This window comes from Methanococcoides sp. AM1 (assembly GCF_900774055.1).
GTDB lineage: Archaea > Halobacteriota > Methanosarcinia > Methanosarcinales > Methanosarcinaceae > Methanococcoides.
In genome coordinates, this window is record NZ_CAAGSW010000002.1 from 354,156 (window position 1) to 376,166 (window position 22,011).

23 protein-coding genes and 1 tRNA gene are annotated in these 22,011 nt (G+C 45.5%); 12 read left to right on the top strand and 12 right to left on the bottom strand.

Translation table 11 applies throughout. The features are described 5' to 3' along the window. Window positions 1-42 precede the first annotated feature (42 nt). The 5 genes from E7X57_RS04425 to E7X57_RS04445 form a co-directional block, all read right to left on the bottom strand. Window positions 43-513 (bottom strand): PUA domain-containing protein, encoded by a 471-nt coding sequence (locus E7X57_RS04425; protein WP_135610939.1) that lies wholly within the window; start codon window positions 511-513, stop codon window positions 43-45. A gap of 406 nt (window positions 514-919) precedes the next feature. Next, a complete protein-coding gene (locus E7X57_RS04430) occupies window positions 920-2,380 on the bottom strand; it encodes an RtcB family protein (protein WP_135610941.1) in 1,461 nt (486 codons plus the stop codon). Window positions 2,381-2,428: 48 nt separating this feature from the next. After that, complete coding sequence (locus E7X57_RS04435; RefSeq protein ID WP_135610942.1) at window positions 2,429-2,869, bottom strand: archease; 441 nt, start codon at window positions 2,867-2,869, stop codon at window positions 2,429-2,431. Window positions 2,870-2,938: 69 nt separating this feature from the next. Next, window positions 2,939-3,547, bottom strand: a complete 609-nt coding sequence (locus tag E7X57_RS04440; protein WP_135610944.1) for a CDP-alcohol phosphatidyltransferase family protein — start codon at window positions 3,545-3,547, stop codon at window positions 2,939-2,941. A gap of 54 nt (window positions 3,548-3,601) precedes the next feature. After that, entirely contained in the window at window positions 3,602-4,153 is a 552-nt protein-coding gene (locus tag E7X57_RS04445) for an aldolase (protein ID WP_135610946.1), read from the bottom strand. 74 nt (window positions 4,154-4,227) lie between these two features. On the opposite strand from E7X57_RS04445, the gene E7X57_RS04450 reads away from it, so the two are divergent. Next, window positions 4,228-4,304: transfer RNA gene (locus tag E7X57_RS04450), tRNA-Thr, on the top strand. A gap of 169 nt (window positions 4,305-4,473) precedes the next feature. Here E7X57_RS04450 and E7X57_RS04455 read toward each other — a convergent pair. Beyond that, window positions 4,474-5,328 (bottom strand): 4Fe-4S binding protein, encoded by an 855-nt coding sequence (locus E7X57_RS04455; protein ID WP_135610947.1) that lies wholly within the window; start codon window positions 5,326-5,328, stop codon window positions 4,474-4,476. A 294-nt stretch (window positions 5,329-5,622) separates the two neighbouring features. On the opposite strand from E7X57_RS04455, the gene E7X57_RS04460 reads away from it, so the two are divergent. Both E7X57_RS04460 and E7X57_RS04465 read left to right on the top strand, forming a co-directional pair. After that, window positions 5,623-6,789, top strand: a complete 1,167-nt coding sequence (locus tag E7X57_RS04460) for an MFS transporter (RefSeq protein WP_135610949.1) — start codon at window positions 5,623-5,625, stop codon at window positions 6,787-6,789. 22 nt (window positions 6,790-6,811) lie between these two features. Continuing rightward, window positions 6,812-7,315 (top strand): methylated-DNA--[protein]-cysteine S-methyltransferase, encoded by a 504-nt coding sequence (locus E7X57_RS04465; RefSeq protein WP_135610951.1) that lies wholly within the window; start codon window positions 6,812-6,814, stop codon window positions 7,313-7,315. A gap of 119 nt (window positions 7,316-7,434) precedes the next feature. Here the strand turns inward: E7X57_RS04465 and E7X57_RS04470 are convergent, their stop codons facing one another. Continuing rightward, window positions 7,435-8,955 (bottom strand): replication factor C large subunit, encoded by a 1,521-nt coding sequence (locus E7X57_RS04470; RefSeq protein ID WP_135610953.1) that lies wholly within the window; start codon window positions 8,953-8,955, stop codon window positions 7,435-7,437. A gap of 120 nt (window positions 8,956-9,075) precedes the next feature. Here E7X57_RS04470 and mtxX point away from each other — a divergent pair, with 120 nt between their 5' ends. From mtxX to E7X57_RS04495, 5 genes are all read left to right on the top strand, one after another. Continuing rightward, a complete protein-coding gene (gene mtxX, locus E7X57_RS04475) occupies window positions 9,076-9,900 on the top strand; it encodes a methanogenesis marker protein Mmp4/MtxX (RefSeq protein WP_135610955.1) in 825 nt (274 codons plus the stop codon). Between the two features lie 26 nt (window positions 9,901-9,926). After that, entirely contained in the window at window positions 9,927-10,520 is a 594-nt protein-coding gene (locus E7X57_RS04480) for a tetrahydromethanopterin S-methyltransferase subunit A (RefSeq protein WP_135610957.1), read from the top strand. Window positions 10,521-10,588: 68 nt separating this feature from the next. After that, on the top strand, window positions 10,589-11,521 hold the full coding sequence (mtrH, locus tag E7X57_RS04485; RefSeq protein WP_135611257.1) for a tetrahydromethanopterin S-methyltransferase subunit H: 933 nt from the start codon (window positions 10,589-10,591) through the stop codon (window positions 11,519-11,521). 76 nt (window positions 11,522-11,597) lie between these two features. Next, window positions 11,598-12,083 carry a hypothetical protein gene (locus E7X57_RS04490; protein WP_135610959.1) on the top strand — a complete coding sequence of 162 codons (486 nt, stop codon included), beginning with the start codon at window positions 11,598-11,600 and terminating at the stop codon, window positions 12,081-12,083. Between the two features lie 24 nt (window positions 12,084-12,107). Beyond that, window positions 12,108-12,896 carry a hypothetical protein gene (locus tag E7X57_RS04495; protein ID WP_135610961.1) on the top strand — a complete coding sequence of 263 codons (789 nt, stop codon included), beginning with the start codon at window positions 12,108-12,110 and terminating at the stop codon, window positions 12,894-12,896. 126 nt (window positions 12,897-13,022) lie between these two features. Here the strand turns inward: E7X57_RS04495 and ilvD are convergent, their stop codons facing one another. After that, on the bottom strand, window positions 13,023-14,684 hold the full coding sequence (gene ilvD, locus E7X57_RS04500; RefSeq protein WP_135610963.1) for a dihydroxy-acid dehydratase: 1,662 nt from the start codon (window positions 14,682-14,684) through the stop codon (window positions 13,023-13,025). Window positions 14,685-14,801: 117 nt separating this feature from the next. On the opposite strand from ilvD, the gene E7X57_RS04505 reads away from it, so the two are divergent. Then, a complete protein-coding gene (locus E7X57_RS04505; protein WP_135610965.1) occupies window positions 14,802-16,496 on the top strand; it encodes a radical SAM protein in 1,695 nt (564 codons plus the stop codon). Between the two features lie 29 nt (window positions 16,497-16,525). Here E7X57_RS04505 and E7X57_RS04510 read toward each other — a convergent pair whose 3' ends face one another. From E7X57_RS04510 to E7X57_RS04525, 4 genes are all read right to left on the bottom strand, one after another. Next, window positions 16,526-17,560 carry a flippase-like domain-containing protein gene (locus E7X57_RS04510; protein ID WP_135610967.1) on the bottom strand — a complete coding sequence of 345 codons (1,035 nt, stop codon included), beginning with the start codon at window positions 17,558-17,560 and terminating at the stop codon, window positions 16,526-16,528. 20 nt (window positions 17,561-17,580) lie between these two features. Next, window positions 17,581-18,741: an NDP-sugar synthase gene (locus E7X57_RS04515; protein ID WP_135610969.1), complete on the bottom strand. Its 1,161-nt coding sequence runs from the start codon at window positions 18,739-18,741 to the stop codon at window positions 17,581-17,583. A 61-nt stretch (window positions 18,742-18,802) separates the two neighbouring features. Then, window positions 18,803-19,183 (bottom strand): nucleotide-binding protein, encoded by a 381-nt coding sequence (locus E7X57_RS04520; protein WP_135610971.1) that lies wholly within the window; start codon window positions 19,181-19,183, stop codon window positions 18,803-18,805. Between the two features lie 22 nt (window positions 19,184-19,205). Then, the gene (locus E7X57_RS04525; RefSeq protein ID WP_244603592.1) at window positions 19,206-19,751 is read right to left on the bottom strand and encodes a peptidylprolyl isomerase; all 546 of its coding nucleotides are present in this window, start codon (window positions 19,749-19,751) and stop codon (window positions 19,206-19,208) included. Between the two features lie 572 nt (window positions 19,752-20,323). Between E7X57_RS04525 and E7X57_RS04530 the strand changes: the two genes are divergently transcribed. Genes E7X57_RS04530 through E7X57_RS04540 form a run of 3 tightly spaced genes read left to right on the top strand, consistent with a single transcriptional unit; the run spans window position 20,324 to window position 21,980 of the window. Then, window positions 20,324-20,998 carry a DUF2162 domain-containing protein gene (locus E7X57_RS04530; protein WP_135610973.1) on the top strand — a complete coding sequence of 225 codons (675 nt, stop codon included), beginning with the start codon at window positions 20,324-20,326 and terminating at the stop codon, window positions 20,996-20,998. 2 nt (window positions 20,999-21,000) lie between these two features. Further along, a complete protein-coding gene (locus E7X57_RS04535; protein ID WP_135610976.1) occupies window positions 21,001-21,624 on the top strand; it encodes a MotA/TolQ/ExbB proton channel family protein in 624 nt (207 codons plus the stop codon). Beyond that, the gene (locus E7X57_RS04540; protein WP_135610978.1) at window positions 21,621-21,980 is read left to right on the top strand and encodes a DUF2149 domain-containing protein; all 360 of its coding nucleotides are present in this window, start codon (window positions 21,621-21,623) and stop codon (window positions 21,978-21,980) included. The genes E7X57_RS04535 and E7X57_RS04540 overlap by 4 nt, the downstream gene beginning before the upstream one ends. Window positions 21,981-22,011: the final 31 nt, after the last annotated feature.

The following is a 22,011-nucleotide window of genomic DNA, read 5'->3' on the forward strand; positions in this document are numbered from 1 at the left end:
ACGTTAGCCCCATCTGACGGGACCTTCCGGATGCCTGCAGGGTTACTGTTCACATCCACAACGTACGTCCACTGCAGCGCCTGTATCAAGTGCTTCAACCTCATCGGGTGAAAGCATGAGCTGTCCTGTAGCAATGGCCTTATCGTTCTCATCTACAATGATGACCTCATCACCGCTTCGAAGACCGGGGTCTATGGATGTCACATGTTTTGCGAATGTGGTCTTTCCCTTTGAAACAAATGGTACTGCATCATCGCATACTGTTACCCTTAAGGCTGGTGCAGGAACGTGTGAGTGGATCGCTGTAGCCGCTTCCATGCTAAGTGTGAACATTCCATCCCTTGCTCTTGCTGTTGCAATACGCTTGCCATCGATCATGATCTGCCTGATACGTTTTGTCCTTGAGAGTTGGAATGTCACGTCATCAGAAAAAAGAATCTCTCCGCATCCTTTGCCGAACTGGTAGTCAGCCATAATACGAACCTTTTTGATCATCTTCGTCTTTTTATCCATGGGCGCAAGATTAAGGATAGAGCTTAAAATGGTTGACGGTCGGATATTGAAAAAAGGAGTTGCAATAAAATTCTACTAACTTCTTTTATATTTAAATGATATCGAACATCTTTAAATATCATTATCTCTATTTATTATTTGAGGAAGCGGACAGATTGCTTGCAAACTTTTGTGTTGTAAATGACTGTAATCAAGCAAACCATTCATCCCCTCAAACAAAGCCGTTTCCTCACTCTCTTGTAGTTTTTTCTTATAAATATTTCTTAATGTCTTTCTGTTGTTCTTCTTTTGTTTCTAGTGATATTTCTTTGATGTTTTAACTTCTCTTAATATTTAGACAACTCTAAGCAAAGCTATGCTGTTCTAATATCTTACCCGATCAGTTCTTAAGGAATATTCTGTCGGATCAGCCTTTAACAACGCCCAGTGGCATCATTCTTGCGACCTTTCTTGCGATTCCAAGATCGTGTACAACATTGACGACATCACTGCTGGACTTGTAAACGCCAGGTGCTTCCTCTGCGATCACGGATGGATGGGCAGCTCTGACCATTATTCCGCTTTTCTCAAGTTGGCTCTTGATATCTTCCCCGTGGAATTCCTTCTTCGCATGTGCACGGCTCATGACTCTGCCTGCTCCATGACATGCGCTTCCGAAAGAGATATCCATTGAAGCTTCTGCTCCGTGAAGTACGAACGAAGCTGTTCCCATGCTTCCAGGTATCAGGACCGGTTGGCCGACATCGCGGTATGCCTGTGGTACATCCTTGTGTCCTGGGGGGAATGCTCTTGTAGCTCCTTTCCTGTGTACGTAGACGTTCTTTTTCTTACCATCTACGGTATGTTCTTCCAGTTTTGCCACATTGTGTGCAACATCATAGACCAGATCAAGTCCAAGCTCATCAATGTCGGACCTGAACACCTCTGAAATGATCTCCCTGGTCCAGTGGGTAATGATCTGCCTGTTGTTCCATGCATAGTTTGCAGCACATATCATGGATCGGAAGTAGTTCTGTGCTTCATCGGACTGTGCCGGAGCACATGCAAGCTGTTTGTCAGGAAGTGCGATCTTATACTTCTTTGAAGCCTGTGAGATCGTACGCAGGTGATCTGTGCATATCTGGTGTCCGGTGCCTCGTGAACCGCAGTGGATCATGAAGGATACCTGTCCTTCTTCCAGGCCAAATTTATCAGCAACTTCCTGGTCGTATATCTTATCGATATACTGTACCTCAAGGAAGTGATTGCCGCTGCCTAATGTTCCTGCCTGTGGACGTCCTCTCTTGCGTGCCTTGGTGCTGATGTGGCTTACATCTCCGCCTTCTATGCATCCGCCACCTTCGCAGTGTTCAAGATCTGCTTTCTCGCCGTAACCGTTCTCAACTGCCCAGCGGGAACCATGCAGGAATATATCATCAAGCTCGCTATCGGATGCCCTCAGGCGGCTCTTGGAACCGACTCCTGCAGGTACGGACTGGAATAGTTTCTCAGTAAGTTCTTTCATGACCGGACGAACCTCTTCAACGGTGAGGTTCGATCGAACAAGGCGTACTCCGCAGTTGATATCAAAACCCACTCCTCCCGGGCTGATGACTCCTTCCTCTTCGTCAAAGGCGGCAACGCCTCCGATAGGGAATCCGTATCCAAGGTGTGCATCCGGCATCGCCATGGAATATTTCTGTATTCCGGGAAGCATTGCAACGTTTGCGACCTGGTCGAGTGCTTCCGGTTCAAGGTTGTGGATAAGCTTATCTGAGAGGTATATCCTTCCCGGGACGTTCATTCCAGGTTTCGATCCGACCGGGATCTCCCATATATTATCGTCTATCCTCTTGAGTGATTCCTTTATGCTGCTTGCATTTTCCATGCGTGTCCCTCCCACTGTGATTTTGAACTATTATTGTTACTGATGTGATCATGTATCAACTGTTACCTGTACCATAAAACCTTCCGGAACTTCCTCTGCCTTCAGGTCATTGTAGGTCACAGCTTTGACTTCGGTGTCGATCTCATGTTTCCCAAGGTCTATCTCTTCACCGCTTGCGTGTGCTGATATTGTGTATTCGCCATCAACCTGTGTGATGCTCTCCACTTTGAACTCCCCAAAGGCTATGAAATCCACTTCGAAGAGGAACAGAAGTTCTGAGAGCCAGTCCACCAGAAGATCGTCGATATCAGGCGCTGTAAGTTTGATGCTCTCTGTGTGTTTGCAGTCAACCTTTGATGTATTGATCATCACATTGAACATGGCGACAGCTGCGTTCTCAAAGGCCTCTTCCATTGTTTTCCCGTAGGCCTTGAACTTTGCATCCGCCGTGTGTTCAAGATATTCGTATTTCAGGTCAGGGAACTGCATGTTTTTTAGATGGTCTTTGCTCTACTTTAAACTATTCCAAAAATAATCGGGATCGGAAGGCCAAACCGATTAGAGGCGCTTCCATATACTGCCCATTCTCTGTATTGTTGTTATATGGCTTCCAAGTCCAATGACAATAATACTCCAGCCTATCATGGTATAACCCAGAACTGGTTCGCTATAGATGTAATAGGCTATCGAGGCTATCAGTATCAGGGCCAATCTGTCAGCTCTGCCCATGATGCCACCGTAAAATCTTCCGATTCCCAGTGCCTGTGCCTGTGTTCCGAGATAGCTTACCAACAGTACCAGGATTATGGTTATGGTGCCGATCTGCCACTGCACATGCCCGCCGAAGAACATTCCACAGATGATGAAAACATCGGAATAACGGTCGATGACATGGTCAAGGAAGTCGCCTTTCTTGCTATCTGTGCGAAGATACCTTGCAACTGCGCCGTCAAGGGCATCAAAGGAAGAATTGAGCCCGACAAAAAGGATGGCTGCAAGTGCAAAGAATGGCCTTTCGACCGAGAAGTAGAAACAGATACCTGCCAGTACTGCAAATCCAAAGGAAGCTATCGAAAGGGAGTTTGGGGATATCCTCCTGTTTGCGAGAGCTATGGCTACAGGGTTCAATATCCTTGTAGCGGCCGGTCTTAGTGCATCAATGGTCATGGATTATCCTTTATTTTGCTCTTTCTTATTAGTTGTTATGCTTTTCCCTGATCTTTACTTCTTTGCAAGATCGACCAGGTATTTGATCCTGCAGGAATGCTCTATCTGTGTTGTGACTATGTAAGCATCAGCAAGCGTCTTACCCAATGCGAAGGTGCCATGGCTGTATGCGATCGCTCCCCTGTGGTTGGATAATGCTTTTGCTGCTTCTTCTGCCAGTTCGGCTGTTCCCATCATTCCCTTGAAGATGGGTATCTCGTGAAGGAAGTGGATGCCTTCGCTGTCAAAAGGGATAATATTGTCTGAATCTGCTATAAGCGTCTGGGCCACCGAATATGGGCAGTGTGCATGCAGGATCGCAAGCGCAGGCGTGTTCCTGTAAATGGCACGGTGCACGATGGTCTCTGTGGATGCGATCCGGTCGAGTTCCGATGTTCTCTCGATGGGAACTTCCACCACACTGTTATCAGTGATCTCGTCAAGTGCTGCACCACTTCGTGTTATCATCATTCTGCTCCCTATACGCACGCTGATGTTTCCAAAATTGGATTCGACCAACCCGTGGTCGACCAGCTTTTTCCCATATTTTGCTATTTCCTGCCACATGATGTTTCTACTATGTTAAAATCAACCATAACATTTATTTGTTATTATGCATTCTAAGGGTACGTTTCAATAGCGCCTCGATGGCTCAGCCCGGCAGAGCGAGTGATTTGTAATCACTAGGTCGCGTGTTCAAATCACGCTCGAGGCTCCATTCTTATTTTCTTTAGGTTTTTCGATGCGTAGTGAAGGGTCGGTCTTAATAAAGAAATACAGATCTCCGGCGTTGGAAGCTTAGTACATATGGTTTACTTGCAGCACATATACTTCACTTATATAATACTCATACTACCTTCTGCTTTCGATCTAATAAAGTAAGTAAGTCACTTCAAAACAGCATCCTTGAAACTTTCGATTCCTTCCCTGTCCATCACATCACCAAGCCTCTCATCTTTCCCGCCATTTTCGCGGTAGTATTCGATGGTCCTGTTGACGATGTCATATACCTCTTTTTCGCTATGGACTTCCGCAAGCCTTGTGCCCTCATGTGGGAATCTGCCCACCTTGCCACCACAGAATATCATATATCCCGTTTTTGAAGCAACGATGGCATCCTTTGGGCAGGCGAGGATACATTCTCCGCAAAGTATGCATTTGTCCATGTCGATATGCAGATTACCACCTTCCATTGTTATGGCATTGGCTTTGCAGCGTTTTACGCACACGCCACATTCTGTGCATGTGTCCTTTATCCATTCAGGATGCACTGTGCCCATGATCCCAAGATCATTCTCCTGGGGTTTCAGGCATGCTGCAGGACATCCTGTGATAGCTATCTTGAACTTGTATGGAACATCTGCTCCGAAATGTGCCCTGTCTATCTTTTCAGCAAGGCCCTGACAATCTATCAGCCCATGATTGCAGACCCGGTTGCCCTGGCATGCAACGACAGCACGCACTCTTCTTCCGGCAACACCCGGGCGAACGGCTGCATTTTTCATATCTTCCTTCGCAGCTTCCACGTTCTCAAAATTAACAAAAGGTACTTCGATCCCCTGCCTTGAGGTAATGTGTATATGTCCCTGTCCATACTTCTCAGCAGCGTCTGCAATGGCTCTTAACTGGTCGGCTTCAACATAGCCGCCAGTGATGCCAACTCGCATGGAACACAAGTTATTCTGTCTCTGGGGGAGATATCCATCTTTCTTTAATTGTTCTTTGCTAATCTTATTTTGCATTGATTTCATCTCAGTTTGATGATGTTAATCCAATCAACTTGAGTTGGATGGGGCTTGCTACGCTGAACTGCTATATACGGATTGTGATTTGCAATGGTCGAATAGATCTTCGATTTGGTCTCTTGTCGAATCAGAGTTTCAGGGGTTTAGGCAGTTGAAAATACTTCCAGATTCCTGGGTTATCTCGAACAATATATGTCAATTTATTCAGCAAGGACTAGAAATTTGTTCAGCTTTATGCTATATGAATTCTGCATAACGTTTTTGACGTTGTTTGGTGTTATTGTTGAATTAATGGAATTCAAATCCTATCACCTCCTGTTCCTTGCAACAACTGTTTTCTTTGCAATGGCAGGGGGTGCCATACTTGCCCCGGTACTGCCACAGATGGTGGAGCCATTAAGCAGCACACCCAATGAAGTAGCCCAGCTCATGGCGGTCTACACCATATCAACAGCGATCTTCTCTCTTGTCATCGGGCACTTTGTTGACCGCGTGAACAGGAAGGCTGTGCTTGTGCCCTGTCTCATCATCAATGGATTGATGGGACTTTTCAGTTTCTTTGCAACCGATCTGCATACTCTGCTTATACTGAGATTTGTTCAGGGTATAGGGATCGCCGGGATGATGTCACTGGTGATGCTGGTGATCGGGGATGTCTATAAGGGGCTTGACCGGGTTCATTCAATGGGCAGGGTTAGTATGGCAATAGCCATTGGTTCAGTTACTGCACCCCTTATTGGTGGTGGATTGGCCACCATCGGCTGGAATTATCCTTTCCTCTTCTATGTCCTGTCACTGCCATTTGCCCTGCTGGTTTTCCTGTTGCTTCCTGAAACAAAAGAATCTGTGGGATCTCATGGTAGCGGACTGGGAAATGCAGTTCGTGAACTTCGGGACTTCAGGATATTTTACACCGTGTTCCTGAGCTTTGCTATCTTCTTCCTGTTGTTCTCGATCGTTGTCTTTCTGCCATTCATGCTCAAGGATGTTTTCGGGTTTGGTGCAAAAGAGGCAGGAATGGTGCTTTCTATTCAGGGAATTGCCATCATCATGGTGGCATCTAACATAAAGAAGCTTGCAGAAAAACTTCCATTGATAGTCCTCATAGGTTTGGGTTTTTCACTTGTAGGAATATCTATTTTCCTTATCTCATGGACGGTTTCTCTTCCTGTACTTTTCCTGTTATTGCTGGTCTTTGGCGGTGGTTTCGGGCTTTGCCAGACGGCCATAGACTCCCAGATCATCCAGATATCACCACCAAAGTCCCGTGGCGGTGTCCTTTCCATTCACAATACCATGAAATATGTTGGCCAGAGTGCTTCACCCGTGGTACTGGGTTTCATATTGCTTTACTTCGATCTGCAGGTAGTGTTCCTGCTTTCAGGTGTCTTTGGAATAATGGTGGCAGTCGTGACCCTGGCATTCAGGAAAAAGTTTGTTGTGGAAAGTAATATCTAATTCAAAATTGATGTTATATTGAATGTATTATGCTCTCATAAGGACGAAACTTGGAACTGTACTGGTGGCTGGCAATTCTGAAGGGCTGAAGGTGCTGAACATCCAGGATGGTAAAAGGAAATATTCCATCCCTTCTGATTGGAAGCAGAACAGCACTTTCTTTAAGGTGGTCGAAGAACAGTTACACAAGTATCTTGCAGGTGAGTTAAAGGAATTTGATGTAGTGCTCTCTCCGGATGGTTCTGATTTCCAGAAGAAGGTTTGGAATGCTTTAACAAAGATCCCTTATGGCAAGACCGTATCCTATGGTTATGTGGCTGAAATGATCGGCAAGCCAAAAGCTGCAAGGGCAGTTGGGCTTGCAAACTCTTTGAATCCGATCCAGATCATCATCCCATGCCACCGTGTTGTAAGCTCTAACGGGAAACTGGCAGGTTATGCAGGCGGGCTTGATGTAATGGTGGAACTTCTTGAGATCGAAGGCATAAAGGCCAAAGATAACGGGTCTGGGAAGTTCAGCATCTAAATGATGGGGTCTTCATTACTGAAAAGTAGATACTTCATTTTGGTATGCCTGCAAAAAAATAAATTATGGGACATGGGCAGTTCCATTGTCCCTTTGATCATTATCCGCCAGAAGTTTTCTCAGAAGTCGAATAAGGTTTTCTGAGGCTTTGCTTTTGCAGCCGGTTTCGGGTCTGGTTTTGGATTGTCCTTTGGAGCTGAGCTCACTGGTTTTGAAGTTTCTTCAGCTTTTGGATTTCCGTTGGAAGCAGCACTTTCCATTATCTGGTTCAGGTCCATCTGCTTTTTATCCTGTACCTTTTTCACCGCCTTTTTCTCAAAAAAGACCGGAGCGTCATCATTGCCATAGGCGCTGCGTTGTGCCTGTGCAAGATCATAGATCTTCTGTATTCCTTTTGTGACCTTTTTGCCACCGGTAAGATAAACGATCTCATCGACGCTCAGTTCAAGGTCAACAGCGACATCTACTGCGTAGGAATCATCCTTCAACATCCTGCCGTAAAGATGTGCCAGGTCTGTGCGGGAATAACGCATGGATTCGTTGCAATGGTAGCCGATTCTGGAAGCAATATTGTCCCTCATGTCACGTTTTGCCCTTAACTGACCCATTTTACGCCAGAACGAGGGTGGCTGGTATTTTGTGAATCCGCGACTGACATGGGATTTAGATACAACAGTCCCACAGGTCATGAGGACGCCTGCATATCTCCAGAGGCGATAGCTCTGTCGTTTTCTCACACGTCCAAGATACCTGTCCGCCTTTGAAAGATGCCTGTATCCGGTTATCAGGTCCTCTTCGGTTCCTTCCTCGGTGCCATATTGTAATGGCAGGTTCTCATCGATCCAGTGGATGAGGTTCTCAGGGGTCTCGTCCAGTCCGTATGTGGCCTGCAATGCACTTTTCGGGTCAGTGCTCTTGAAGATCTTCCCGAGTGCCTTGAAGATCGATTCTTTCGTATCCCTCTCGGATGTGGCGATATCTTCAATGTATATCTCATCCCTTCCCAATGCCACAGCCTGAAGGTCCTTGACAGCACTTCTCATGTCTCCGCCAGCATTGTCTGCCAATTTCTCAAGGACGCCAACACCGCACATGATCTTCTCTTCGACGCATATCTTCTTGAGCGCCGGTATCATTGACCTGCCCTGGACGGAATTGAACTTGAGCTCAATGCAACTGGAGCGTATCGAAGGTGTAAGTCCGTAGAGGTCGTTGGCAATTAGCACGATGGGCTGGTCAGTTGTTTTGATAATGCTGCCCACAGCACGGGCTCCGCCCCTATCGGCATTTCCGTGCATGTTGTCGGCTTCGTCCAGAATGATCAGTCTCTTTGTGGAAGTGCCCGTAAGTGAGCTCATCTTTGATGCAGAACCTGCGACCCTTTCAATAGCACCTGCCGTTCTCTGGTCACTTGCATTCAGCTCGATGGTCTCCCAGTCGAAGTCCTTTGCAAGTGCGTGTGCTGCGGATGTTTTTCCAACTCCTGCAGGTCCGTGAAGTATGACCGCACGCTTCTCCGGCACTCCGGAGAGCCATGACTCTGCCCACTCGCGCATATCAATGATTGACTTCTTATTCCCCACAAGATCTGATAGGGATTTGGGCCTGTATTTTTCAACCCATTCGATAGATTCTTCCATCTGTGATCATACCTTCAATAAAAGGGAAAATTAATTAATGTTTGCATCTCTTTGTTGATTCTGATTAATATCATTTCTGGCAGGTGACCTGGCATGTAGAACAATAGCACGACAAGTCTTATGGATGTTGTTCGGAAAAGGGCTCTTTCAAACACTGCAAAAGTGGCTATTGGTGTTCGTGATCCAACTCCTAAGATGCTATCCAGTATAGAGAATGCACACAATGAGGGATATGCACATGTTATCCTTGTAGGGGATAAGCAGGAGATCGATGCTATTGGCACTTCTCTTGAGATCATTAACACCCATGAGCCGGAGTACGTTCTGGGCGACCTGTTGGCATCGGGTTCAGTTGATGCAGCTGTCAGGGGAACTGCAAAAGCATCAGGTGCGCTGTCCCATCTAAAGCAGGTCCTGAAAATAGAGCGGCTTCATCGTATGGCTTTTCTCCTTACCTCTGAAGGTGTTCCATTCTTCCTTGCACCTGTGGGCATCGATGAGGGCAATGACCTCTCGGACAAGATCACACTTGTTAAGCTTGGTGTGGAACACATGCGCAGGTTCGGAGTTGAACCGGTGGTAGGAGTGCTTTCGGGTGGCAGGATGGACGATCTTGGAAGGCATGAGACGATCGATCGCACACTTGCAGACGCTGACTTCCTCGCAAGCCGGCTTCGGGAAAATGGTATATGTGCAAAGCATTATACAATACTCATTGAGGACGCCATAAAGGAAGCGAACTTCATCTTTGCTCCTGACGGGATAACTGGTAACCTGATATTCAGGACACTTGTGTTCCTTGGAGGAGGGGACGGTATCGGTGCGCCTGTATTAATGGATGACCATGTCTTCGTGGACACATCACGCGTGGGTGGTCACTACACAAAAGCTATTATGCTTGCAAGTGCCCTTGTGGATATGAAAAACGAGAGAAACAGATCTTGATTATATGTGATTTATGAGGTGTTGACATAGAAACTGTTGCATGTGGCTGGCCTGTTGTGAAAGGAGATTGCATTGCCGGAATGAATGATTCCTGTATTGCAGTTATAACTCTTGCAAGCTCACTTGAACCTTATGATGAAGCTGCCATGTGGGGTAGCTGCAAGACCGAGAACCTTGGTGCAGAGAAGATCATTATAAACACGGTTTCAAATTCGAATATCAGGTATCTCCTGATATGCGGTAATGAATCCAGGGGTCATCTTGCAGGAAAGACACTTATTGCACTTCACAAGAACGGCATCGATGAGGATGGTCGGATCATTGGTTCGGATGGAGCGATACCCTTTATCGAGAACGTCGGAAGGGATGTAATTGAACGTTTCCAGAAGCAGGTAAGTCTCATCGAACGCATCGGCCTGATCGACATTGATGAGATCCGCCGGATCGTTGATGAGTATAAAGAAAAAGAAGGTCCGTACTGTGAAGCAGCTTTCGTTGTAGAGAGCGCAAAAAAGAAAAGCAGGCCGGTTATGGATGTCACTTCCGGGGATATCATGGTATCAGGCAATGTAATGCTTGATTCGGCTTCCGGAATTGTTTGTGAAGTAGAGTCCGATTAAGTAGGATCTAATTAAGTATCGATTTAGTATTATCTTTATCATTGTTATATTTCGTAGAGGTTATGTTCATGTTCAGGTTCCAGAAAGAGCAGGAGATCGTCAATATCGCAGGTGTGAAGATCGGAGGTCAGCCGGGTGAGCTGCCAACAGTACTTGCAGGTACCATATTCTATGAAGGTCACAGCATCGTGGAAGATGCGGATGCTGGCATATTCGACAGGGCAGAGGCAGAAGTCCTTGTGAACCTGCAGGATTCCATGTCCGATGAGACCGGGAATCCCGCGATCGTCCATATCTTCGCCAACACCTTTGAGAGTATGCAGAAGTACATCGATTTTGTAACATCAGTAAGCGATTCTCCTTTTATCATCGATTCCCCGCAGCCTGCTGTGAGGATGGCTTCTGCAGAATACGTGACCGACATAGGACTTGCCGATAAGACGATCTACAATTCCATTAACATGAGCATAAGTGACGATGAATGTGCTTCTCTTGCAAATTCTGACATCGATAGTTCTATAATTCTCGGTTTCAATGCAATGGACTCATCCCTTGATGGGAGGATGGCATTGCTGGAGAACGGGGGTAAATTGATGGACAGGGGGCTGCTGGAGGTTGCCGGAGAATGTGGTATAAAGAACATCCTTATCGATCCAAGCATTACTCCCATGGGTGATGGTGCAGGTATTGCTCTTCGTATGACAATGACAGCAAAGGCGAAATGGGGATACCCTGTAGGGTCCGGTATCCACAATGCTCCTTCTTCCTGGAGCTGGCTTAAGGCTAAAAAGAAGGAAGATCCACTGGTCTATCAGATGTGCGATATAGGTACGGTTTCCATGCAGCAGCTTGCAGGTGGCGATTTTGTTCTCTATGGTCCTATCGAGAATGCACGCTACACCTTCCCACTGGCCGCCATGGGTGATATTATGGTCGCGGAGGCATCTTCCGATCTTGATATAGAACCATCATCCTCACACCCGCTTAACCTGCTGGTGTGAATCCTCTCTTTTTTTTGGAAATGCTTATGTATCCCCTGCGCGCATATTCTTTTTAGCTTTCCAGGGTTGATGCAGCATGAAAGAACTTAAGATCAGTATATCTGATGAGTTGTATGAGGAACTATCTAATGTTCCTGATAAGGATTCCTTTTTGATAGAACTTCTTGAGAACAAGCTGAATATATCTGCTGAGGATAATGCCGGCTCGGTGAAAGATGCTGATGAACCTTGTTTTGAAGAACCACAGGATATTGCTGGAACAACAGGTGATGTTCCTGATGGTGGCAATGATACTGACGACCAGGTTACAGAAGTTATGAATGCTGGGGACGCCGGTGAAGAAAATCCAGATGAAGCATACCTTGAACTTGAAGATGTCTTTGAAGAGGAAGACATAATTGCTGATGATGAGGGAAATTATCTGACTTTATGTTGCAATTGCAGTCTTGTAGGGCCGGATGATCTTGAAGATTGCAAAGAACCTGTTCTCGATGTCGACTTTGAACATCCTGCCGGGGAGAGCTCAGAGTCAGTTTCGGAGTTAAATCCTTCTCCTGAATAGGAAAACAATTCTTCTATTGAAAATATGGCATGTTTTGAGAGCATCATCGTTGATCTTACAGATCGTATCTGTGAGCTTGAGATGCAGGTCATTGATATGAATGCCAGTGTTCAGTTGCTTAAAGAAAGATCCATCTTATCCGATACCGGGGATAATAAAGCAGAGTCTGATCCGGTCTTTCCTGCAAGATCCGCTAGCATTGTGGCAGAATGCCAGGAAGAAGCAGTTCCATATGCTACTCTTTCCTTCCCGGAGTTGAAGATCCCTCCGGAATTGCTATCTGATGTTGAAGTACCGGTAGCAGAAATTCAGCACGATGATGTAATTGATACTTCAATTCCAATTGATACTCGTTCTCCGGATGTTCCGGAAGATGCCGTTGGAAAAGCTCCTTTTTCGGAATCATTCAAACCTGTGCTATTCGATGTTGATACCTCCCCGCTAACTTCTTCAGGGAATCCAATGGTAAGTCCGGGTCAAGAGGTCTCATCATTAACTGATGGTGAAGTTGCTACTGATAATATAGAGGATGAGGATGGTGGGGAAAATTCTTCCCAGATTGCTAAGCCGGATGCACCTGTCCCGGATGTAAATTTTCCGGTTGCGAACAAGCTTGAAAGTTGTATATTTGCTTATCTTCCCTCTGGGTCAGATGTAAAGAAAGATGTGATCAAAAGCCTTCTTTCCAAGAGATATCTGGATGACGAAGTGGAGTCTAAGATCGATCAGCTTCTTTCAGCAGGGAAGATCTCCAATATTGTAAAGGATGACAGTGTCTACCTTATGAGGCTTCCTGAAAAGAAATCTGCATGATCTTATCTTGCAAGTTGCATCAGTTTAGAGTCCAATGATCATAACTTATGGTCGGATCATGAGCTTGTCATCTGGGATCAAAAAATAAGAATATAAAAAAAGGAATGAGCTGCTTAAACAGCAGCTTTAATCCCTGATCGCTCCCCTGTTCGCGGAGCTAACTGTTTTTCGATATCTTGAAAGGTAGCCTGTGACTTCCTTTTCGACCGGTTTGAAATCTGCCCTTCTCTTTTCCAGTTCTTCGTCCGGGACATTGAGCTCAAGCTTCCTTGCAGGCATGTCGATCTCAATGATGTCGCCTTCCTGTATCAGGCCGATAGGTCCGCCTTCATAGGCTTCCGGTGAGATGTGACCTATGCATGGTCCTCTTGTACCGCCTGAGAACCTTCCGTCTGTGATAAGTGCTACTGAATCGATCAGTCCCATTCCTGCAATAGCTGATGTTGGTGAGAGCATCTCACGCATGCCAGGACCTCCTTTTGGTCCTTCGTACCTGATGACAACAACATCTCCTGACTTTATTCCGCCTTTCATGATGATTGCCATTGCATCTTCTTCACTATCGAATACTCTTGCAGGACCTGTGTGCCTGAGCATTTTCTCATCGACAGCTGCCTGCTTTACAACTGCTCCATCAGGTGCCAGGTTTCCTTTAAGGACTGCAATTCCGCCTTCTTCGTGCAGTGGATTATCGAGTGTTGTCAGGATACGGGCGTTCAGCTTCGGATTGACAATGACGAATTCTTCGACATTTTCACCAACGGTCTTTCCAGTGATGGTCTTCTCATCAAGGTTGAGCTTTGTTTTCAGCCTCTTCATGATCGCATGAACTCCGCCGGCTCTCTCAAAATCGAGCATGAAATTCTCTCCGCCTGGTCTGAGTCCGATCAGGTGAGGGGTTGTCTTGCTAAGCTCATCGAACTTCTCAAGTGGAAGTTCAAGTCCGAATTCATGGGCGATGGCAGGCAGGTGAAGGGTAGTGTTCGTACTTCCTCCGACTGCAAGGTCTACCATGATAGCATTCTCAAAGGATTTCTCAGTGACTATCTGGCGTGCAGAAATTCCTTCTTTTACAAGCTCTACGATCCTTTCACCGGAATCTTTTGCAATACGCATCTTCTTTGCATCGACCGCATGAGCAGTTGCACAACCGGGAAGACTGAGTCCCAGTGCTTCTGTCATGCATGCCATGGTATTAGCTGTGAACATTCCGGCACATGAACCTGCGCCACAACAACAGAGATCTTCAAGCTGTTTCAGTTTTTCAGATGAGACCTTACCGCTCTGGCATGATCCAACACCTTCAAAGACAGAAACGAGGTCAGTGTATTTGTCATCAACATATCCTGGCAGCATCGGACCGCCTGTAACGACCATTGTCGGAATGTCGACCCTTCCTGCAGCCATGAGGTGACCTGGTGTGATCTTGTCACATGATGTTACCATGACCATACCATCCATCTGCTGGCCCTGTATCATGATCTCAATGGTGTCTTCGATGGCTTCCCTGCTTGGGAGGGAATATTTCATTCCTTCGTGTCCCATCGCGATACCATCACAGATGCCTATGGTATGGAATTCGAAAGGAACACCGCCTGCATTGCGAATACCGGCCTTTACCGCTTCTGCAACCTTATCAAGGTGGATGTGTCCCGGAATGAACTCTGTCCATGAATTCACAACAGCTATGAACGGCTTCTTCATTTCAGAATCGGTCACTCCTATCGCTTTCAAAAGCGAACGGTTTGGCGCACGTGCATCTCCTTTCTTTGTATTGTCACTTCTCATATGATAACCTCAGTAAAACTCCATGACGTACTATCCTACACGATTAAAGTATAAGTATACTATGACAAATCCTCTTCAAAAGGTTCATTTATAAGGAATCCTCCCATTCTAATCCTCATGAGAACAGTGATCATAGACGGTTATGTGGATGAGCCTGCGTGCTTCGGGGTTCCGCCATACATCTCCCCGTACATACGTTACATAGCCGGTGCCCTGCGTGAAAGGGGCATAGCAGAGGATGATATCCATTATTTAACCATCGATGGTCTTAGAACAGCAACTCCGGAGGATGTCCTTGCTCTTAAAAATGCTGATCTTGTGGTCATATTGTCAGGAATTACGGTACCGGGAAAATACCTTCGTTCATCTCCTATTACTCCCGGTGAGATCGAGAATATCTGCGGTCTTTCATCAGGGTTGAAAGTCATCGGTGGTCCCATACGTCTCGGTTTCAGCAAAGAGGGTGGTACAGGTGCCAAAGAACTGGGTATCGAAGCAGAAGATGTTGTGATCGCAAAGAAGGACATTGAAGCTTTTGTTTATGATATCTTCGGGGAAGGCTCCCTGCTCGATCCGGAAGATGTCGGTCACAGGCTGAGGACAGTAGATGAGATCGGCAAATGGTCTCGCCTTGGTGCTTTTATCATCGAAAGACATCCGGATTATCCTTATGTCATGTGCGAGCTTGAGACCTACCGTGGCTGTGGTCGCAAGGTTCACTGCTCCTTCTGCACTGAAAGGTTCTATGGTCCTTCGGATTATCGTCCTGTATCCGATGTGATCGATGAGGTCTCTTCCCTCTATGGTGTCGGTGCCAGACATTTCCGTATAGGCAGGCAACCGGACCTGTTCAGTTTTCATGCAAAGGATATAGGTGCGGACATCCTGCAACCGGATCCCTCAGTACTGGAATCGCTCTATAGCGGTATACGCAAAGTTGCACCTGAACTTAAGGTCCTTCATATGGACAACGCAAATCCGGCTACTATCGCTGCATACCCTGAGCAGAGCCGTGAGATCATGAAGACCATTATACGCCATCACACATCCGGCGACATTGCTGCTCTTGGAATGGAAAGTGCTGATCCTGCTGTGGTGCGTGCCAATGACCTGAAGGCAATGCCTGAAGATGTGATGGATGTCATCAAAATGATCAATGAAGTTGGTGCTGTAAGGGGCAGTAGCGGCCTTCCGGAACTTTTGCCGGGGCTGAACTTTGTTCATGGACTGCCCGGTGAGACAAAGAAGACATTTGAGATGAACTATGATTTCCTCAGGAATGTGCTGGATTCAGGTCTTCTTGTCAGAAGGATCAATATCCGTCAGGTCATGGCATTTCCGGATACCCGGGTCTATGGCAACGATGAGCTTGTGGGAAAACACAAGAAACTGTTCCTGAAATACAAGGAAAAGATACGAAAAGAAATAGACCTGCCAATGCTTCGCAAGGTCGTTCCTAAAGGGACCGTACTTCGGGATGTGATGTGCGAAGTACACGATGAGAGTTCAAAGAACAATCTGACATTTGGAAGGCAGTTCGGATCCTATCCTTTACTTGTGGGGATACCGCTGACCCTCCCTCTGGGCAAGTTCACTGACGTGCTCATCGTAGATCATGGGCAGCGTTCTGTAAAGGCTATTCCTTACCCGCTTGAAATTAATTCTGTGCCCTTGTCGGTTATCAGGGAAATACCTGGTGTAAGTGATCTTGAAGCTTCTAATATCTTCAGTGGTGTGCCTTATGCAAATGAGAATGAGATCCTGGAGAGGGTGCAGGACGTGGGGGAATTGCTGAGTTATATAACAGTTTGATCCTGCTATTTTTCCTCCCTTCCTTTTTCTTACTTCTGGATTGAATTATTCAGGAAATCCGCATCTTTCAGGACTTTCAGGCTAACAAAGCTTCCTGCGACTATGTTAGTATAATATGTGAGTGCTCTCCAGGTCAGCACGGTTATACCTATTAAGGCAGGGGAGGCAAGAAGTACTGAGAATAGCGAACTTGCACCTAACTCTGCCACTCCGCTTGCACCGGGGGTTGCAGGTATGATCATTATTATTGTCAATAGGATCTGTGCTGTGAATGCAAGAACTATGTTTGGGGGCTGGTTCAGTCCTACAAGTATGATCGGCAGGATGGAATATAGGGCACAGCGATATATGATGGTGCATACTGTTCCATACAATAATCCTCTTCTTCCTTTTTTCAGAAGGTATCGAAGACCATAGTGGAAATCATCCAGTTCACGATCTACTTTCTTCAACAGGGTTGTGATCGCTTCATCGGTTTTTTTTCCATGAAAACGGGTAGTTCTGTTCACCAGAAAATGAATGGTGCTCTTTGTCCGATCAGGTTTCCATATACCATATATCAGTATTCCAAGGGCTGAGAGCAGTACTGCTTCTCCTGTAATAAATAGGATGTCAAAATTTTCTCCGGGGATAACGCCTCTGAAGATGTAGAGTGCAACAGGTGCTGTCAGGAGTATCAAAAAGGCATCAGTGAGCCGCTCACCAATTACCACTGCCGTTGCCTGTCCGATAGGTATTTCGTTCTTTGAAAGAAGATGGACTCTCAGGGCCTCTCCTCCGGCAGAAGATGGCGTGACCGCAGCTACGAGGAGGCTGGATATGGCTATTTCAGTGGTTTTAAATGAGCTGATGTCATGGCCCATGGATTGGCACATGAACTTCGTGCGCAATCCCCAGATAATATATGAAAACACCTGAAGTGCGATGGCAGCGATGATCGCTTCTTTTTTAATGTTGAGGATCGAATCGATGGTGGTCGTGTCCACTGTGAAGAACAGTAGAATTACAATTGATGTGAAGCTTAACAGCAATGAGATTACGAGCCACTTAAAGAATCGATTCATGCTTTCAGGTGTTCTATTTTTTAGTCCAGGTCAGGGTTGATTATGGTCTCCTTTATCCTTGAGCCCGGTTTGATATTGATCTCCGGCCATATCTTTACATCGGAGTGGATGGTGGAATCATCATTGATGATTACACGGGGCCCGATCACCGTTCCGTTCTCCATGCTACAGTTCTCTCCTATCACAGTATTGTTGTCGATGATCGAACCGGATGCATTGGAGTTGTTCCCGATGGTAACTTCATTGAATATATATGATGATAATATCCTGCAGTTGTCCTTGATAACGCAATTGCAGCCAATGGCTGTATATGGCCCGATCAGGACGTTGTCTCCAATAACTGTGTTCTCTCCGATCACAATTGGTCCCACAAGCGCGGAGTTTGAACCCACTGCTACGTTATTTCCGATCTTGAGAGGTCCTACGATACGTGAATTCTTGGTTTTGAAGTTACCTTCAATGGAGGTTCCAGGGAGGGAGTCGAGCATCCATCTCTGTGCCTGTCTGTATGCGTTCGCACTACCCACATCCGTCCAGTGGCCGCGTACAAGCATGCCATTGATCGGCTTGTCCTTTTCCATCAATGCCGGGAAAAGATCCTTTGCAAAATCATATTGCTTTCCTTCAGGTATCCAGTCGAATATCTCCGGACTGCACATATATATGCCTGTGCTGGCGAGATTGCTGAAAATTTCTCCGGGACCTGGCTTTTCAAAAAAGCGGTGTATCCTGTTGTTGACATCCATGTCAGCGATACCGAATTCCCTTGGATCATCAATGGACATCAGTCCGATGGTAACTATGGAATCGTTGATCTCATGGAATCGATACATATTGCGAAGATTAAGGTCCATGACATGGTCGCCACCTACAATAATGAATGGCTCGTCCTTAAGATATTCTTCTGCGTTCTTCACACCGCCAGCAGTTCCGAGTTTCTCTTCTTCATAGACGTAGTCGATATGTACTCCATACATACGTCCGTCCCCAAGGCTCTCTTCGATCTTTTCTGCCATATATCCGATCGTAATGACAATCTCAGTAAACCCCTCTTTTGCAAGGTGTTCTATCAGATGCACAACCGAAGGCTTGTTCAAAATAGGTATGCTTGGCTTTGGTCTTTCAAAAGTTAAAGGGCGAAGTCGTGTGCCTTCCCCTCCACACATGATACACGCTTTCATACATCAGAAAACGACCTTTTCACTTATATTGTTACCGTTGTGAATTTTTTTGTAATCACTTTCAGGGGGTTCTCACATCTTTTGCTTTCTGGACGATGATCTCAAGTTCCCCTTCATATTCATCCAGTATGCCGGTAACATGCACCTGTTCATTGGCAGAGATCTTTTCATTGATCTCTTCAGCTCCACGGTTGTTTGGTATAAAGACCTTTATGGGTTGTGGGCTGTAATCGACTTCCAGTATAAGGTGGTCTCCGGTGTATGTGATGCGCTTGCTGAGGACGGTTCCTTCCACAAAGACCTTTTCTCCAAGTCCGGATGAATCTGCCAGTGGCCGGATATCTCCCGTAAGCTCGCCGGGGAGGTAGGTAAAATAAGCTACTGCCAGTGACAGGATGGCCATCACCAGCAGGACTACTACGATCTTTTCTTCTTTTTCCATCCTTGATCAGATGTTGTTTGTTTTATTCCTGTCCTATGGAGACCAGTGTTATCTTAAAGACAAGTGTCTTTCCTGCAAGGTGGTGGTTGTAGTCGATGAAAGCATGAGTGTCGTTCATTTTAGCTACAGTTACCTGTCCGTGCTGGGTGTAAAGTGGCATTCCTACCTCAGGCTCGATCCCCATCTCTTTGAGATGATTTATCTCTACTGGCTGGACAAGTTCCTCGTCGTACTCTCCATATGCTTCTGCTGCCGGCATCGTGACTGTACGTTCCTCTCCGATCTCCATTCCGATCACGCCGTTGTCAAAGCCTTTGATCATCTGGCCTGCACCCACAGTGAATCCAAGCGGGTTATACTCCCTTGCAGGGTTGTATTGTCCGGCTTCCTTTGCGACCTCTTCCAGTGATGTGTCAAAAATTGTTCCATCTTCAAGCTGGCCAATGTAATTGACAGTGATATAATCTCCTTCGTTTACCATAATATCTTCCTGATCCCCGGAATTGCTTGCACAACCGCTAATGAGGACCATGCCTGCAAGTATAACAAGTAATATTGCTTTTTTCATTGGAATCAATATTTCTAAACATATAATATGTGATAAGCATTTTGATATTCTATATTTGAGTTTTTATATGTTTTGCTCTTATTTTCTATGAAATTACTTAGAATAAGCAATCAATTTGTAATAAAAAAATTTAATTTTGTAATACTTTGTCATTTTTTTGTATATACAGCAAATTCTATCACATTGATTTTTCAAGTATGTTATTTCAGGGTTCACTTAAATAGTAATTGTATATAATTTAGCTTTTTTATAGGTCTCTACAACTTTATTTGCTGGTTTTTTTTCGTTATCATGTTTTCGAGATGTAATCTTCTATTGTGTCTCCAAAAAAGATTATATATATTTATTTTAAACCATGCATTAGTATCGATTTGCAATACATATATAATTCAAAAACTCAGTTTTATATATTATAATAGTATTATCTGTGGCACTCAATTATACTTGTATAATTCAGTAAAAAATCATATTTGATTTAATATGATGTATAACTTACCAATTTGGGTGGTAGAAATGTTGTTAATAACATACATTCTAAACAAAAGTTTAAATTATACAAGAGGTGCTTGTGAATGAACATGGTACTTCTCACCGTTGTGGGGATACTGTTGGCCATTCTTCTATTTGGTGTAAAGACCGGGATCGGTTGTGGTTTTTCGAATCGCAGCACGAAAGAGATCCTTGCTATTGCAGGCAGCTATTTTATTTTATCAATAATTATCGGCAGCCTCATTGGCTACATAGATCAGTCAAATCTTGACTTGATCGCGAGCATGGGGATGTCTCTTCACGTTCTGGTTGCATTGCTCCTGATCGGGGCAGGCATCTATACCCAGAAACAGTGGAACTGTGGTTGTGATGTTTCCCATCGCACATTCCTTGTGATCTCCCTGCCATGCCCTGTCTGCCTGACAGCACTCTTCATCTCCTGTATGCTTCTGGCAACATCTCTTGAGATGGGTGGGCTTTGGATCGGATTGCTTGTAGGTGTTGTTTTCTTCGTCTCCGTGGTCGCATCTTCTCTTCTTTGCAAGAAGTTGAACAAGACCCCGGAAACCCTTGGTAACGTCATGATGATCCTTGGTATCTACTATCTCATGGGCGCCATCATTGTACCTACTTACATTAAAACAAAACAGATGAACATTCCTCCGTATTCCTCACCGCCTGTGGAGATCCTTCCATTTGTGGCCTTTGCAGTAATTATTGCCGGGGGTTTTGTTCTTGATAAAATTAGGAGTAACTAAATATGGCTATTGATTCTTCTTTGTTCCAGATCATGTACACTGCGTCAGCTGCCATGCTGTATCCGGTGGTAATACTTTTGATCCTGGCAGTTACGGTATCGCTTGGTCTGATCGGTGAGTTCATCTCAGAATATGCAAAACGTCATCGAAATGTCAAGCAACTTGAGCAGATAGGCAGAAATGTCAAGGAGCATGTTAACAAATCCTCCTATGATGAAGCCGCATCACATCTTCTTAAACTTGACCAGAACCAGCTTGTTACATCTTTTGCAAACGATGCAGCAGATCATCTGAAAAAGAACACTCTTTCTTCTATAGAATGGTTGTCCGAAGAATATGAAGTTCGAATGACAAAACGCCTGGAGCAAACAAAGATACTGTCTACGGTAGCTCCTATGCTCGGATTGATGGGCACTTTAATTCCATTAGGTCCCGCGCTCATCGGTCTTGCACAGGGTGACATTCTCCAGCTTGCCAACAACCTGATGATCGCCTTTGCCACAACCGTGCTTGGTCTTTTTGCAGGTATCGTGGGTTACGTGCTGACGTTGATCAGGAAGAGGTGGTACTGGCAGGATATGGCAGATATCGATTATCTTGTTGATTCTTTGGAGACCGGACAATGAGGAGGAAACGGTATCATCGGCCAGGCATCCTCTATGAAGAAGAAGACCAGAACCCTCTTACCGGAGTGGCGAATCTCTTCGATGTTGCCATGGTGTTCTCAGTAGCTTTATTGATCGCTCTTGTGATGTCTTACCAGTTACCTGAACTGCTCAGCCCTACTGAAGATATCACCATCGTAAAGAATCCTGGTCAGGATGATATGAAGATCATAGTCAAGGAAGGGCAGGACATAGAAGTGCTGAACATGACCGAACAGATCGGTGGTGGTACCGGTGAAGCACTGGGTACGGCTTACCAGCTGGCTGATGGTCGTGTGATCTACGTTCCTGATTCGGGGAATGAGACGGAAACCTGATCCTTTCAAGAGTGTGTGGAAATAACCAATA

Coding starts and splice junctions, on each gene's coding strand:
- E7X57_RS04495 (WP_135610961.1), top strand. CDS start 12,108: ATGGCATGTTTTGAGAGCATCATCGTTGATCTTACAGATCGTATCTGT.
- E7X57_RS04460 (WP_135610949.1), top strand. CDS start 5,623: ATGGAATTCAAATCCTATCACCTCCTGTTCCTTGCAACAACTGTTTTC.
- E7X57_RS04465 (WP_135610951.1), top strand. CDS start 6,812: ATGTATTATGCTCTCATAAGGACGAAACTTGGAACTGTACTGGTGGCT.
- E7X57_RS04455 (WP_135610947.1), bottom strand. CDS start 5,328: ATGCAAAATAAGATTAGCAAAGAACAATTAAAGAAAGATGGATATCTC.
- E7X57_RS04440 (WP_135610944.1), bottom strand. CDS start 3,547: ATGACCATTGATGCACTAAGACCGGCCGCTACAAGGATATTGAACCCT.
- E7X57_RS04505 (WP_135610965.1), top strand. CDS start 14,802: ATGAGAACAGTGATCATAGACGGTTATGTGGATGAGCCTGCGTGCTTC.
- E7X57_RS04425 (WP_135610939.1), bottom strand. CDS start 513: ATGGATAAAAAGACGAAGATGATCAAAAAGGTTCGTATTATGGCTGAC.
- E7X57_RS04515 (WP_135610969.1), bottom strand. CDS start 18,741: ATGAAAGCGTGTATCATGTGTGGAGGGGAAGGCACACGACTTCGCCCT.
- mtrH (WP_135611257.1), top strand. CDS start 10,589: ATGTTCAGGTTCCAGAAAGAGCAGGAGATCGTCAATATCGCAGGTGTG.
- E7X57_RS04445 (WP_135610946.1), bottom strand. CDS start 4,153: ATGTGGCAGGAAATAGCAAAATATGGGAAAAAGCTGGTCGACCACGGG.
- E7X57_RS04520 (WP_135610971.1), bottom strand. CDS start 19,183: ATGGAAAAAGAAGAAAAGATCGTAGTAGTCCTGCTGGTGATGGCCATC.
- E7X57_RS04470 (WP_135610953.1), bottom strand. CDS start 8,955: ATGGAAGAATCTATCGAATGGGTTGAAAAATACAGGCCCAAATCCCTA.
- E7X57_RS04490 (WP_135610959.1), top strand. CDS start 11,598: ATGAAAGAACTTAAGATCAGTATATCTGATGAGTTGTATGAGGAACTA.
- ilvD (WP_135610963.1), bottom strand. CDS start 14,684: ATGAGAAGTGACAATACAAAGAAAGGAGATGCACGTGCGCCAAACCGT.
- E7X57_RS04430 (WP_135610941.1), bottom strand. CDS start 2,380: ATGGAAAATGCAAGCAGCATAAAGGAATCACTCAAGAGGATAGACGAT.
- mtxX (WP_135610955.1), top strand. CDS start 9,076: ATGGATGTTGTTCGGAAAAGGGCTCTTTCAAACACTGCAAAAGTGGCT.
- E7X57_RS04540 (WP_135610978.1), top strand. CDS start 21,621: ATGAGGAGGAAACGGTATCATCGGCCAGGCATCCTCTATGAAGAAGAA.
- E7X57_RS04530 (WP_135610973.1), top strand. CDS start 20,324: ATGAACATGGTACTTCTCACCGTTGTGGGGATACTGTTGGCCATTCTT.
- E7X57_RS04535 (WP_135610976.1), top strand. CDS start 21,001: ATGGCTATTGATTCTTCTTTGTTCCAGATCATGTACACTGCGTCAGCT.
- E7X57_RS04525 (WP_244603592.1), bottom strand. CDS start 19,751: ATGAAAAAAGCAATATTACTTGTTATACTTGCAGGCATGGTCCTCATT.
- E7X57_RS04435 (WP_135610942.1), bottom strand. CDS start 2,869: ATGCAGTTCCCTGACCTGAAATACGAATATCTTGAACACACGGCGGAT.
- E7X57_RS04510 (WP_135610967.1), bottom strand. CDS start 17,560: ATGAATCGATTCTTTAAGTGGCTCGTAATCTCATTGCTGTTAAGCTTC.